This window comes from Planococcus sp. S3-L1, from assembly GCF_030063085.1.
Classification (GTDB): domain Bacteria; phylum Bacillota; class Bacilli; order Bacillales_A; family Planococcaceae; genus Planococcus; species Planococcus kocurii.
Genome location: NZ_JASISN010000009.1, coordinates 23,490 through 37,470, shown reverse-complemented (window position 1 = coordinate 37,470; position 13,981 = coordinate 23,490). Strand labels below are relative to the sequence as shown.

Sequence of the window (13,981 nt, the reverse complement as noted above, 5' to 3'; positions counted from 1 at the left end):
AGGTCGGCTTTTTTTATCTCATTTTTCACCCATCAAAAATTAGGAGGAGTTTTTATGGAGAATACAATTTTTTCGATTTTGCCGCCGATTATTGCAATCGTTATGGTACTTTTAACGCGTCGTGTGCTATTGTCGCTAGGTACCGGTATTGTAGCAGCAGCTGTAATATTGACATGGTTTGCACCACTTGATGCCTTACAAGAGCTTGTAACATCATTTACGATTATTTTTTGGAATGAAGGTTTCAATGCTTATAACGTCTTTATCATTCTTTTCTTGTTGTTGCTTGGCATTATTACAGCATTCGTTAGTTTATCAGGAGGCAGTCATGCTTTCGCTGAATGGGCTTCCACACGTATCAAGTCGCGAAGAGGGGCGAAGGTTCTGACAGTAGTTCTTGGAATTGTGATCTTCATCGATGACTATTTCAATGCTTTAGCTGTAGGACAAGTTGCACGTCCAATTACTGATCGTTACAAAGTGTCACGCGCTAAGCTCGCATACTTTATCGATTCGACTGCTGCGCCTGTTTGTGTCGTTTCTCCCGTATCAAGTTGGGGAGCTGCAATTATTGGGATTATTGCGACGATTTTAGCAGGACAAACTTTTGTTGAATATTCCGCATTAGAAGCTTTCTTATGGATGGCACCGATGAACTTTTATGTAGTCGCTTCTCTAGCTATTGTCTTTTTTGTTGCTATTCGTGATGTTGATTTTGGTGAAATGAAAAAACATGAAGTGCTTGCGATTACGGAAGGTCAACTTTTTGATCCTAACAAAACCATTCCAGGTGAAATGAAAGAAGATTTTCCAACTCATTCACATGGACATGTGAGAGATTTATTACTACCAATTTTATTGTTGATCGTTGGTACAGTAGGAGCAATGATTTGGACGGGCTATCAGAACGCAGATCAAGTATTTGATATTTGGTTGATTTTTGAAAATACGGATGTGCCAGCTTCCTTATTAACAGGTGGTGTGCTAGGCGCATTAACGTCCATTATCTTATACGTTATGCAAATGAAAAAGAACGAAACAGCTAATGTGGGCTGGATTGGCAAAGGCATTTGGGCAGGTATCAAATCAATGATGGGTGCAGTGCTAATTTTGATTTTTGCTTGGTCGCTGACTTCTTTGATCGGGTTACTTGAAACGGGTGCATATTTAGCAGGCGTTGTGTCTGAAGGCAATGTTCCGACAGCTATTCTTCCCGTTTTACTGTTTGTGTTAGCGGGTGTTATGGCTTTTTCTACAGGAACATCGTGGGGGTCTTTCGGTATTTTATTACCGATTGCCGGTACAATTATGATTGAGGCTGACCCATCCTTATTATTGCCAGCGTTATCAGCAGTGTTAGCAGGAGCGGTTTTTGGTGATCATTGTTCACCGATTTCCGATACGACGATCTTGTCTTCGACAGGAGCGGGAAGCAATCATATGGACCATGTCTTAACTCAGATACCGTATGCGTTAACCGCTGCAGGTATTGCTGCAATTGGGTACATTGTCATAGGTTTCACTGGTTCGCTATTGATTTCGTTAGGCGTAGTCTTAGCCGTGTTAGCCGTTCTCTTTGTTGTCTGGTCACAACGAACAACTATTATTGAAAAACAACAAAATATATAATGAAATCAAGGCAGAGAAGCTATTTCTCTGTCTTTTTACTTTTGCTGCAATAGTTTTTTCGAATTATATTGTGAAATCGTCTTTACATTAAAGCGCTCTCTCGGTATACTATTTTTAGATTAGTTAATAATCTGAAAACAAACAAAATTCCTATTTTTATGTAAATAGAATGGGAATACAGAGGGGGAAGAGTGATGGAACGTTCGCAATGGGGTACACGTGCCGGCTTTATCATGGCAGCTGTCGGCTCTGCAGTAGGTTTAGGTAACATTTGGCGTTTTCCGTATGTTGCCTTTGAAAATGGTGGGGGTGCCTTTTTCATACCATATCTATTTGCATTATTAACTGCCGGTATACCAATTTTAATCCTTGAATTTACGATTGGTCATAAGTACCGAGGTTCTGCACCATTATCATTCTTTAGAATGGGTGGTAAAAAACTAGAATGGCTTGGTTGGTGGGCAGTATTTGTGTCCTTCATTATATCTGTGTACTATGCCGTTATTATCGCTTGGGCAATGCGCTATACTATATTTTCAATCAATCAGGCATGGGGCACAGATACACAAGATTTCTTATTCAATGAATTTTTGCAACTGACAGTTAGCCCAGGGCAAACAGGTGGAATTGTTTGGGGCGTATTTATTCCTCTAGTGCTGGTCTGGGTCATTACACTCGGAATTTTGCTTGCAGGAGTGAAAAAAGGAATTGAAGTGGCTAACCGGATTTTCATTCCAACTTTAGTCGTCATTTTCTTGGCAGTAGTTATTCGTGCAGTTACACTGGACGGGGCATTGGTAGGACTAGAAGCATTCTTCCAACCAGATTTTAGCGCTATTATGGATCCGTCGGTTTGGGTCGCAGCTTATGGACATATATTCTTTAGTTTATCTGTCGCATTTGCCATTATGATTACGTACTCAAGCTATCTTCCTAAAAAGTCGGACATTACAAATAACGCTTTTATCACAGGTTTTGCCAACTCAAGCTTTGAATTATTAGCTGGTATCGGTGTTTTCGCAGCTCTTGGGTTTATGGCATCGCAACAAGGTGTTGAAGTAAGTGAAGTAGCAACAGCCGGTGTTGGATTGGCATTTGTGGTATTCCCACAAATTATCAATGAATTTCCAGGATTCAACGGATTGTTCGGCGTATTGTTCTTCTTGTCGTTAACACTCGCTGGATTGACGTCTTTGATGTCAATTACTGAAACTTATGTCGCTGGGTTTTCTGAGAAGTTCGGTATTTCTCGTAGAAAATCTGTTCTTTTCGGAGGCGGACTTGCAGCATTGATTTCAATTCTCTTTGCAACACAAGGCGGATTGTTCTTCTTGGATCTTGCAGATTACTTTATCAACCAATTTGGTGTTGCAGCAATCGGTCTAGTAGAAGTGGTGCTAGTCGTTTGGGTGTTCCGCAAAGCAGATACACTTAAAGCACATGCTAACGAAATCTCGGATATTCATTTGGGTGGCTGGTGGAAATTCAGTCTCGGCATCATTACACCAATCGTTTTAGGTTATATGATGTTCGGTTTACTCAAGCTAAACATTCTGAAAGAGTTTGATACTGAAACTGGAAACTACGAAGGGTACTCAGATATGTTTACCTTATCAGGAGGCGTAGCAGTTGCTTCCGCTGCAATCATTTTCGGAGTTCTATTCTCTCTTGCAAAATGGCATAAAGAACAGGGAGAATATGACGAGCGCAATTAAAAGGAGGAGTATCATATGACTGTAAGTTCAATTGTGGTAATGATTATCGGCATGGTCATTATTTGGGGTGGCTTGGCTGCTAGCATCATTCACGCAGTCAGTAGCAGCAAAAAGAACAAGTCGAAAAATGCTGCAAATAACGTATAATTTACAAGCCCAGAAACTTTTGGTTTCTGGGCTTTTTCATGTCTTTAAAGAGAGACGTGAACTTGTGAGGAGCAAACCTTTATGATACATTTGGAGTACAATAGGATTCCATTCACAAATCAGATAGACAGGGGACGATGTGCATGTCAACAAAACAAGAGCATCTTAGAAAACCCGATTGGTTAAAGATCAAACTCAACACCAATGAAAACTATACAGATTTAAAAAAGATGATGAGAGAAAATAACCTCAATACCGTCTGTGAAGAAGCGAAATGTCCAAATATCCACGAATGTTGGGGAACCCGGAGAACCGCTACCTTTATGATTTTAGGTGCTGTTTGTACAAGAGCCTGCCGTTTTTGTGCAGTCAAAACAGGACTACCGAATGAATTGGATCTTCAAGAACCTGAACGTGTGGCAGCCTCTGTAAAAATGATGAATCTCAAACACGCAGTCATTACAGCAGTTGCACGAGACGATTTAAAAGATGGAGGTTCAGCTGTTTTTGCTGAAACAATCCGTGCGATTAAACGTGCCAATCCATTTACAACAGTCGAAGTCTTGCCGTCTGATATGGGTGGAGTCTATGAAAATCTGGAACGTCTAATGGATGCAAAACCGGATATTTTAAATCATAATATAGAAACGGTACGCCGTTTAACACCAAGAGTCAGAGCGCGTGCTAAGTACGACCGATCACTGGAACTGTTAAAACGTTCAAAAGAAATGCATCCGGAAATTCCAACAAAATCCTCATTAATGATCGGCTTGGGGGAAACAAAAGAAGAAATTATTGAGGTGATGGATGACTTACGTGCGAACGATGTCGATATCATGACAATCGGTCAATACCTTCAGCCTTCGAAAAAACACTTAATGGTACAAAAATATTATTCGCCAAAGGAATTTAAAGAATTTTGGGAGATTGCGATGACTAAAGGGTTTTCGCATTGCCAGGCAGGCCCTTTGGTTCGAAGCAGCTACCATGCGGATGAGCAAGTCAATGCAGCTGCTAAAGAGCGTCAGCGCCTCGGAGAAGTGCAAGCAGCTGCTACAAACAGCTAATGGATGGTGGAAAAATGATTACATTGGATCAATGGGAATACGACATATTAATAGATCACCGAGAAGGATTCAAAGAGGAGGCCATAACAGGACGCTATAGCGAAATTTTGTCGAAATATGATTATATTTTGGGAGACTGGGGCTATGGACAGTTGCGGTTGAAAGGCTTTTTTGAAGACACGAACCACAAAGCAACCTATGATACAAAAATTAGTACTTTACAGGATTATCTTTACGAGTACTGTAATTTTGGTTGCGCTTATTTCGTTATAAAAAAAGGTGGAAAAGCAGCTCCTTTAATTGAAGAACCCGAACAGCAAACCCCCGAAGCGGATGTGTAATCCGCAAGGGGGTTTTTTTGGGGCAATATGATATGATAAAGAAAGAAATTGAGGATTTTCAAACGCCTATTGGAGGGTATTTTTATGTATTTTATTGACCGCAGAAAAATTACTGAAACGATTCAGTACATGAATGCTTTATTGGAATTTTACGAAAAAAAGCAGCAATGGACGTCATTTAATGACTTACTTGCGCTAGAACGTGTCGGGGCAAACATTATTGAGTCGATCATTGATGTCGGTAACTCGATGATTGATGGCTTTATTATGCGTGACCCTGGAAGTTATGATGACATAATCGATATTTTAGTTGATGAAAAAGTAATTACAGCAGACATGGATCAGCCGTTTAAGGATGTCATTGCTTTGCGAAAAATGTTAGTTCGAGAGTTTATGAAAGTAGATCAACAAGAAATTATCGCAGCACTTGATGCGAATCTTGAATCATTGAAAGCGTTTGGACCGAGAGTCGAGCATTACCTTGTTCATGAATTAGGTCCAGTTTCAGCGTTTATACCGGAGACAAATGATGACAAGTAGAAAACACTATCAAGCATATTGCCTAGATTTAGACGGAACCATTTATCGGGGAACTGAAGCGGTTGAAGGAGCGGTAGACTTTGTTAAACGCCTGCAACAACGGGGGATTGAACCTTTTTTTATTACGAATAACGCATCTATGACGCAACAGCAACTCCAAGACAAAATGGCGGGCTTTGGGATTGCTGCTAAAAAAGAACGTATTATGTCTTCCGCAATTGCAGCAGCCAAATACATTAAACGGTGGTATCCAAAAAAGACTGTATACACAGTTGGTTCTCACGGCTTAGATCAAGCCTTGCATCAAGAAGGGCTTGAACGAGTAGAAGAACAAGCCGGCATCGTATTAATGGGACTTGATCGAAATGTTACGTATGATAAATTAGCAACCGCTTGTTTAGAAATTCGCAAAGGAGCTATTTTTTTATCAACAAATCAAGATCTGGCTTTTCCTTCTGAACAAGGATTTTTGCCAGGAAATGGCGCATTCACAACAATGGTAGCTGCTTCGACAGATAGAGTGCCTGTGTTTATTGGCAAGCCAGAAATTCATATGTTAGAAGCCATCCAACATGAATCGGGTTTTGAAAAAAGCGAAATGGTGATGATTGGAGACAACTATGATACGGATATTCAAGCGGGCATACGCTTTGGCATTGATACCATTCACGTTAATACAGGTGTTAGTAGCACAGATTATGTATTGAAAAAAGAACATCCACCAAGCTTTACAATTGAAAATCTAGGGTTTTGGGAGCTATAAAAACAACTGCCAAAAGAAAAAGCCCGGCGATGCAGCACAAAGCCGCATCGCCGGGTTAAGTCGTTTAGCGCCAAGAAATTAAGTGTTCCAATTTCTCCATATACTGAAAAAAGCCGTTTTTGAACGGCTTAAAATAATGGGTTTTCCTCTATGAATTCGTAAACTTTTTTCGTCAACTCATCGGGAGAGTCTGCTTCGACGATTTCTCCGTTAACAAGTGCGTACAAAGACTCGGAACATTTTGTGCAATAGCTTAAACAGCCGTATTCCAAAACATCGAGATTGGGATCTCGTTCGAGTTTTTCAAAAGAATCTTGTGCACCATTGGCAATATTACTAATGCAAAATTCAACAATTGGTTTCATTCTAAGTCACCTCACTACAACGAAATCCTACCTTTTTTTGTGGCCGGAGTCAATTAATTGATTTCTGGTGAAAGCATTGTGAAAGTTATCACAATCAGCTATACTCATATGTGAGAAATTGATCTGACAGATGAAAGTTAAAGGAGATTTTTATGAGAAAATTAGTCTTACTTGGAGGCGGTTATGGCAATATGCGGATTTTGCTCCGCTTGTTGCCGTCAAGCCTTCCACAGGATACCGAAATAATTTTGATAGACCGGACACCATTCCACAGCATGAAGACGGAATTTTATGCGTTAGCTGCTGGTACAGAGTCAGACCATGAAGTCCGCGTACCGTTTCCAGAACACGAACGCCTAACAGTAGTTAACGGAGAAATACTGGAAATCGGCCTTCAAGAAAAATGTATTTTTATGGAGAATGGAGAACGCATAGCCTACGATGACTTAGTAATCGGTTTAGGGTGCGAAGACAAATACCACAACGTACCAGGAGCTGAAGAATTTACTTACAGCATTCAGACGATTGGTAAGTCACGTGCTACGTATCAACAGTTATTAGGACTGCCTGCTGGTGCTGTAGTTGGTGTAGTAGGCGCAGGTCTTAGTGGGATTGAACTAGCCAGTGAACTGCGTGAAAGTCGGAAAGACTTGAATATTAAATTGTTTGACCGGAGTCCACGAATCTTACGTGATTTCCCAGAACGTTTGAGTGATTTCGTTAGAAAATGGTTTGAAAAACATAACGTAGATGTGGTATCGAATTCGAATATCACACAAGTAGAACCAAAGTTACTGCATAATCATGAAGAAACGATTCCTGTTGATGCAGTTGTTTGGACTGCAGGCATTCAGCCTGTCAAGCCAGTCCGTGATTTAGGGTTGGCAAGTGATGCTAGTGGACGCGTAGTCATCAATCAATATCATCAACTGCCGAACAACAGCAATGTCTATGTGGTAGGAGACTGTGCTGCCTTGCCAATGGCACCTTCTGCACAGCTAGCAGAAGAACAAGCAGAGCAAATCGTTAAAATATTGAAAGCAACATGGAAAGGCGAGGCGTTGCCTGAAACAATGCCTGAAATTAAACTAAAAGGCTTCCTAGGTTCTTTAGGGAAAAAACAAGGATTTGCTTACTTAGCAGATCGCACAGTTACTGGTCGTATTGCTCGTTTAATGAAATCCGGCGTATTGTGGATGTACAAATGGCATAACGGCTAATTAAAGCATGTTGACTGTAGGCAAACTTAACTCGTTCGAGTTGTCTACAGTTTTTTATGAAAGAGAGTAAATGGCTAAAGAAAAAGGGTTTGGAATATGGCTATTCCAAACCCTTTACTCATTTTTATTCAACTTCTGAAAAACCATGTTTTTCAAGTTCACGATAAACAGGTTTTAGTTGTACATAACCTTCTCCAACAACTTCACCTTCAACTACTACTAAAGGATAAAAAAATTCATCGTCCATAATGCGTTGTGCATAATCTTTTTGGTGGTCTAGCTCAATTGGTTTCTCAATATCGATATAGGTAATTGAAAATGGCTGATCTTTGTATTTTCTTGAGATGGCGGCTTCTAGCCACTCATACGTATCAATTGACGAAGGTGCATTGACACAACTTGCGCAAATAACATCGGTTCCGTAGACTTCTATCGATAATTGTTTCTTCATAATTTGGACCCCCTGTGAATTCATTAGTGGCTTTTTCCTGCTAATCACATTATAATGATTATAATGAAAGGAGTCGATATAAATGACTGAAGCTTTGCTAGAAGATCAAGTAATGGAAGTCTTAGATAAATTACGTCCATTCCTTTTGCGTGACGGTGGAGACTGTGAACTTGTTGATATAGAGGATGGCATCGTAAAACTTCGTCTGCTCGGCGCATGCGGAAGCTGCCCAAGCTCGACCATTACATTAAAAGCAGGAATTGAACGCGCGTTAGTGGAAGAAGTTCCTGGAATTGTAGAAGTAGAACAAGTATTCTAATGCTAAGGGACCTTTTTAGGTCTCTTTTTCTATATAAATAAATGGAAGTAATTATTCTTAGTTCGATAGCATTTTAATTTAAGGTTAACGGCTTGAACAATGATAGAAATGATTGCTATGATAGAGTTAGAGGAAGGTGATCAGATTGACAGAAGTAGTAGAAATTACAGAAGCAGCCTCATTCCAAATTAAAGAAATGATGCGTCACAACGAAGAAGAAGGATCCTTTTTGCGTGTTGCTGTTAAAGGCGGCGGATGCAGCGGATTGACATATGGTATGGGGTTTGAAAAAACCAAAAGTGAAGCAGATGATCGGTATGAGCAATTTGGAATTCCCATTCTAATTGCTAAAGAAGACGCACCGATTTTACAAGGTACAGTAGTTGATTATAAACAGTCATTAATGGGTGGTGGATTCACAATAGAAAATCCCAATGCCATTGCATCATGTGGCTGTGGAACTTCCTTCCGAACAGCTAAAAAAGCAGGTACTCCAGAAAATTGTTAAAAGTCGGTGACAAACCGGCTTTTTATTATGGACAGGATTAGTATAAACACATTATTCAGTTGAAATCAGAAGGGTTTAGGTCTAGTATAGAGGATAGGTGTTTATCGGGGCGTCAAGGCTAAAAGGCTTTGTCGATATTCGATTAAAAAATGACTTGAAGGTGGTTGCGATTGTGTTGAAAAGACCGTCAATATTAGTATTAGGAGCAGGTTACGGTGGATTGACTACTGTAGTAAACTTGCAAAAAGTTCTTGGCACAGATGCTGCGGACATTACATTAATCAACAAAAATGAATATCATTATGAAAGTACTTGGCTCCATGAAGCTGCTGCAGGAACTTTGCTTCCAGAACAAGTGCGTTACGATATCAAAGATGTTATTGATGGCGTGAAAGTAAAATTTGTACAAGCAACTGTTGAAGCAATTGATGTAGTAGGTAAAAAAGTTTCTACAGACAATGGTGAATTCACATATGATTACATTGTTATTGCGCTTGGCTTTGAAGGAGAGACTTTCGGAATTGAAGGCCTCGATAAATATGCGTTATCTATTGCCAACGTAAAAGCTGCACGTTATATTCGTGAGCATATTGAATTCCAATTTGCTACATGGTCTGCAGAGCCTGTTAAAGATGATAGCCGTTTGACGATTATTGTCGGAGGAGCTGGATTTACAGGAATTGAATTCCTTGGTGAATTAGCGAACCGCGTACCTGAACTTTGCAAAGAGTTTGACGTGCCACGTGAAAAAGTGCGTGTTGTTTGTGTAGAAGCTGCACCAATGGTATTGCCTGGATTTGATCCAGAGCTTGTCAACTATGCAGTAGGTCATCTAGAGTCTAAAGGAATCGAATTCTCAATTGGTACACCTGTTGTAGAAGCGACTCCAGAAGGCGTTAAAATTAAAAAAGGCGATGACGAATTTGAATTCATCAAAGCTGGTACGGTCGTTTGGGCTGCGGGTGTCCGTGGTAACCGTTTGATCGAAGCCACTCCAATCGAAAACATGCGCGCTCGCGTTAAAGTCGATAAAGATTTGCGTGCTCCAGGATACGATGATGTTTTCATTATTGGTGACTGTGCATTAATGATCAACGAAGAAACGAATCGTCCATTCCCACCAACTGCACAGATTGCTATGCAACAAGGTGAAAGCGTAGCGAAAAACCTGAAAGCATTGATGAATGGTGAAACAACGATTGAATTTGTTCCAGATCTAAAAGGAACAGTTTGTTCACTTGGTGATGACGATGCAATTGGTGTTGTCTTCGGCAAAAAAGTAACAGGTAAAAGAGCGTCATTCATGAAAAAAATGATTGATAACCGCGCATTGTTCATGATTGGCGGACCTATGCTTGTTTTGAAAAAAGGTAAATTCAACGTTTTATAAGATAAACAGTTTAAGCTCCCTTAGCGGGGAGCTTTTTTTGTACCTTGATAGGGCTTATTGTGTTTTTAGATAGTCTGTATCACAGACTGGTCTAATGTAAGTAAAAAGGAGAATGGTCATGGCAACTAATAAACGAGGAAATGTTTGGCTAGGAGCGGCTGCACTTGTTGTAAATTCCGAAGGTCAGTGGCTAGTCGTGAAAAAAAGATATGGCGGACTGCACGGGAAGTGGTCGCTTCCAGCGGGATTTGTGGAGGGCACTGAAACGATTGACCAAACTGCCTTAAGAGAAGTTAAAGAAGAGACGGGCATTGAATGTGAAGTAGTCAGGATGATTGGTTTTCGTTCAGGCGTTATTCAAGGAAAAGTTAGTGACAACATGGCCATTTTTTTATTGAAAGCAAAAAATGAAAAACAGCCAATTCGTGCACAGTTAGCCGAATTGTATTCAGCAGATTGGTTAATGCCTGCAGAATTATCGAATGATGCAGAGGCTTCTGTGATGCTTAAAGAAATGGTTTCTTACGTACTAGAAGATGGGTTAGAACCAATTGAGAACGTAGATCCAGGTAAAGTATTTGGCTATTCGGACTACAAACTCTTTTTTAAAAAAGAGTAGATGCTTCAGGTAAATCGAGAAAATAATATTTTTTTGAATGACAGCGGTTACATTTATTTTTTAGCTTGCACTCTAATAAGCATCGTGCTATATTATCAGAATATTACAAACAAGAACAGAAGGAGGTGTTTCGAATGACGATCTTCAAAAAGGCTACAAACGTTGATCAATGCTCTTATTGCTCAGGTCAAGGATATTTTCAATTACGACTGGGTGGTTCAGAAACGTGCTCCTGCTGTTCGGGTTCAGGAAAAAAATAAGCTGCACGTTAAGAGCAATCGGTTGAGTCATGCCGATTGCTTTTTTTTAGAATCGGAGCACGCGGCCGCTTCCGCATTTCGCATTGTCCAGCTCCACCGGCCAACTCCTCGGGACGTAAGCCGAACTAGCCGTGTGGCTGAAGAAATGCCACACGGCCAGCTCAACTAACGCCTGTCGGAGCTAAGCGGCCGCTTCCGCATTTCGCATTGTTCAGTTCCACCGGCCAACTCCTCGGGACGTAAGTCGAACTAGCTGTGTGGCTGAAGAAATGCCACACGGCCAGCTCAACTAACGCCTGTCGGAGCTAAGCGGCCGCTTCCGCATTTCGCATTGTTCAGTTCCACCGGCCAACTCCTCGGGACGTAAGCCGAACTAGCAGTGTGGCTGAAGAAATGCCACACGGCCAGTTCAACTAACGCCTGTCGGAGCTAAGCGGCCGCTTCCGCATTTCGGTCATAAGTGACAAAGCGATGAACTCTGTTCTGTTGGATTGAAAGCCTTTGTTTTTTCGGGTAAACTGATGAAAGGAATAACGGAGGTTAGAGTTGATGAACAGTTCATTTACAATTGTGCAATTAATTATTTCTATGTTGCTTTTTTATGTTATGTTTTTCGGAATCGGCTTTTTGTTGAACATGCTGCTTCGCATGACTTGGTTGATGGGGATTGTTTATCCCGTCGTTATCTTGCTAGTTGTGGATGATGTCGGTATTTTTGATTATTTCACGAATCCGGGTGAATCTTTTTCGATGCTAGGAGATACCATTACTTCCATGACAGGCAGTGATCTTGCTGTCTTACTTGCTGGTTGGGCAGGAGCCATTACGTCAGGGTTCATTATGAAAATTTTGCGTAAAATGGGTTACCAAATGTTTTAATAAGAAATCGCCAATCTGGTCATCCGGATTGGCGATTTTTTGGTTGTGTTAAGTTGTTGTTTGTAAGTGAAAAACGTTTTAAAGTAATAACCATAAACACGGTGATACAGCCTTTCTGTGTAATGTGTTGTCCTGATGTATCCTAGACAATAACAGTAGCATGTTTTCCTTCGTTACACGAACTACTCGAATTTCGAATTAAATGCTACACTGGAAGAGAACGTAAAAAGGAGGAATTACATGCAAATCAATCTACAGCAACATTCGCACGACAGTAAAGCTGATATCCTGATCGTCGGTCTAAACCGACATCCCGAAAACAGCAAAGGGTGGAGTGAATTCACTAAGCGCTTTGATGGCAAATTAGAACAGTGGATCAAACTAGATCTATCATTTGATTTGAAATCATTAATTACCTATCCCACACTTTCAGGAGCGATTCCACGTGTTTTATTTGTCGGATTGAATGATCGCAAAAAGTTAACTGAAGAAGACCTCCGATCATGCTTCGGATTGGTCGGCAAAGAATTAGCCAAGAAAAAGATAAAACATGCGGCAATTTATATGGAATCGTTTGAAAATGAAAGAATCACCACTGAAGATGTTGCCTTTTTAGCAGCAGAAGCCATTACAATGGGTGGCTACCGCTTTGATGATTACAAAACGACATCAAATGAAACGCAAGTAGAGTTAGAAACTTTGACTTTATTGGCAGAAGAAGTACAAGAAGACGTCGAAGCAGCAGCTACTGTAGGCACTATTTTCGGACAGTCTGTCAATGAAGCGCGAACGCTTGTTAATATGCCAGCAAACGTTTTGACTGCAACAGCAATGGGTGAATATGCACGTGAACTTGGAGAAGCTTATGGCTTTGAAACCGACATTTTAGGAAAAGCGGAACTTGAAGAACTGGGCATGGGCGCGATTCTTGCGGTCAATCAAGGATCAGTCGAAGAGCCACGCCTCATTGTTTTGAAGTACAAGGCAACAGAAGGCTTTGAAGACCCACTGGCACTTGTCGGAAAAGGAATTACCTTTGATACAGGTGGCTATTCAATCAAGCCAAAAGACGGCATTGTAGGGATGAAAGGCGACATGGGTGGAGCTGCTGCAGTTCTTGGCGCCATGAAAATTATTGGTGAATTGCAGCCACAGCAAAACGTCATTGCCGTTATTGCATCAACCGACAATATGATTTCTGGTAATGCCTTTAAACCAGATGATGTGATCACTTCGATGAGTGGCAAAACCATTGAAATCCTCAACACCGATGCAGAAGGCCGTTTAGTACTAGCAGATTCTGTTAGTTATGCGAAGCAACTGGGCGCAACACGCATTGTGGATGTGGCAACATTGACTGGTGGAGTTATTGTCGCATTAGGCAAAGACAAAACTGGCGCTTTAACAAACGATGAATCATTTTTTGAGACTTTCCTTGAAGCATCGCTGGAAAGTGGAGAATTTGTTTGGCGCTTGCCATTAACAGAAAGCGATAAAAAACGCATACGAACAAGCAATGTGGCAGACTTGAATAATTCACCGGGACGCGATGGTCATATGATTTTCGGTGGGGGATTTGTTGGAGAATTTGCAGGAGACACGCCTTGGATTCATTTGGATATTGCGGGTACTTCTGATGCAGATGGAGCTCACGATCTTGGACCAAAAGGTGGTACGGGTGCCATGGTTAGAACACTGGCTATGTTAGTTGAGAAGATGGCAGACGAACAATAAATTATAAAACAAGCCTGCAGACAAAGTGCCTGCA

17 protein-coding genes are annotated in these 13,981 nt (G+C 40.9%); 15 read left to right on the top strand and 2 right to left on the bottom strand.

Annotation, left to right across the window (positions count from 1 at the left end):
* Positions 1-54: 54 nt before the first annotated feature.
* The 7 genes from QMF37_RS10230 (at position 55) to QMF37_RS10200 (ending at position 6,202) form a co-directional block, all read left to right on the top strand.
* Positions 55-1,629 carry a Na+/H+ antiporter NhaC family protein gene (locus tag QMF37_RS10230; protein WP_283478252.1) on the top strand — a complete coding sequence of 525 codons (1,575 nt, stop codon included), beginning with the start codon at positions 55-57 and terminating at the stop codon, positions 1,627-1,629.
* Between the two features lie 194 nt (positions 1,630-1,823).
* Entirely contained in the window at positions 1,824-3,344 is a 1,521-nt protein-coding gene (locus QMF37_RS10225; protein ID WP_058385866.1) for a sodium-dependent transporter, read from the top strand.
* Between the two features lie 15 nt (positions 3,345-3,359).
* The gene (locus QMF37_RS10220) at positions 3,360-3,491 is read left to right on the top strand and encodes a methionine/alanine import family NSS transporter small subunit (RefSeq protein ID WP_143039520.1); all 132 of its coding nucleotides are present in this window, start codon (positions 3,360-3,362) and stop codon (positions 3,489-3,491) included.
* A 143-nt stretch (positions 3,492-3,634) separates the two neighbouring features.
* On the top strand, positions 3,635-4,558 hold the full coding sequence (gene lipA, locus QMF37_RS10215) for a lipoyl synthase (protein WP_071153790.1): 924 nt from the start codon (positions 3,635-3,637) through the stop codon (positions 4,556-4,558).
* 14 nt (positions 4,559-4,572) lie between these two features.
* A complete protein-coding gene (locus QMF37_RS10210; protein WP_058386934.1) occupies positions 4,573-4,899 on the top strand; it encodes a YutD family protein in 327 nt (108 codons plus the stop codon).
* An 84-nt stretch (positions 4,900-4,983) separates the two neighbouring features.
* Positions 4,984-5,439 (top strand): DUF86 domain-containing protein, encoded by a 456-nt coding sequence (locus tag QMF37_RS10205; protein ID WP_071153791.1) that lies wholly within the window; start codon positions 4,984-4,986, stop codon positions 5,437-5,439.
* A complete protein-coding gene (locus QMF37_RS10200) occupies positions 5,429-6,202 on the top strand; it encodes a TIGR01457 family HAD-type hydrolase (protein ID WP_283478245.1) in 774 nt (257 codons plus the stop codon). Before QMF37_RS10205 ends, QMF37_RS10200 begins: the two co-directional genes overlap by 11 nt.
* 128 nt (positions 6,203-6,330) lie before the next feature.
* On the opposite strand, the gene QMF37_RS10195 is transcribed toward QMF37_RS10200, so the two are convergent.
* On the bottom strand, positions 6,331-6,567 hold the full coding sequence (locus QMF37_RS10195) for a YuzB family protein (protein ID WP_058385862.1): 237 nt from the start codon (positions 6,565-6,567) through the stop codon (positions 6,331-6,333).
* 152 nt (positions 6,568-6,719) lie between these two features.
* On the opposite strand from QMF37_RS10195, the gene QMF37_RS10190 reads away from it, so the two are divergent.
* On the top strand, positions 6,720-7,787 hold the full coding sequence (locus tag QMF37_RS10190) for an NAD(P)/FAD-dependent oxidoreductase (protein WP_071153793.1): 1,068 nt from the start codon (positions 6,720-6,722) through the stop codon (positions 7,785-7,787).
* Positions 7,788-7,911: 124 nt separating this feature from the next.
* Here QMF37_RS10190 and QMF37_RS10185 read toward each other — a convergent pair whose 3' ends face one another.
* Positions 7,912-8,238: a YuzD family protein gene (locus tag QMF37_RS10185; protein WP_071153794.1), complete on the bottom strand. Its 327-nt coding sequence runs from the start codon at positions 8,236-8,238 to the stop codon at positions 7,912-7,914.
* Between the two features lie 82 nt (positions 8,239-8,320).
* Here QMF37_RS10185 and QMF37_RS10180 point away from each other — a divergent pair, with 82 nt between their 5' ends.
* The 7 genes from QMF37_RS10180 (at position 8,321) to QMF37_RS10150 (ending at position 13,947) form a co-directional block, all read left to right on the top strand.
* Positions 8,321-8,557: a NifU family protein gene (locus QMF37_RS10180; protein ID WP_008429467.1), complete on the top strand. Its 237-nt coding sequence runs from the start codon at positions 8,321-8,323 to the stop codon at positions 8,555-8,557.
* A gap of 145 nt (positions 8,558-8,702) precedes the next feature.
* Complete coding sequence (locus tag QMF37_RS10175; protein WP_058385859.1) at positions 8,703-9,065, top strand: HesB/IscA family protein; 363 nt, start codon at positions 8,703-8,705, stop codon at positions 9,063-9,065.
* Between the two features lie 175 nt (positions 9,066-9,240).
* Entirely contained in the window at positions 9,241-10,455 is a 1,215-nt protein-coding gene (locus QMF37_RS10170) for an NAD(P)/FAD-dependent oxidoreductase (RefSeq protein WP_058386933.1), read from the top strand.
* 118 nt (positions 10,456-10,573) lie between these two features.
* Positions 10,574-11,074 (top strand): NUDIX domain-containing protein, encoded by a 501-nt coding sequence (locus tag QMF37_RS10165; protein WP_071153795.1) that lies wholly within the window; start codon positions 10,574-10,576, stop codon positions 11,072-11,074.
* Between the two features lie 134 nt (positions 11,075-11,208).
* Positions 11,209-11,334, top strand: coding sequence for a YuiA family protein (locus QMF37_RS10160; protein WP_169793156.1), 126 nt, complete (start codon positions 11,209-11,211; stop codon positions 11,332-11,334).
* A 549-nt stretch (positions 11,335-11,883) separates the two neighbouring features.
* Positions 11,884-12,213: a YuiB family protein gene (locus tag QMF37_RS10155; protein WP_058385856.1), complete on the top strand. Its 330-nt coding sequence runs from the start codon at positions 11,884-11,886 to the stop codon at positions 12,211-12,213.
* Positions 12,214-12,453: 240 nt separating this feature from the next.
* Positions 12,454-13,947, top strand: coding sequence for a leucyl aminopeptidase (locus QMF37_RS10150; protein ID WP_078080246.1), 1,494 nt, complete (start codon positions 12,454-12,456; stop codon positions 13,945-13,947).
* The last annotated feature ends 34 nt before the right edge of the window (positions 13,948-13,981 follow it).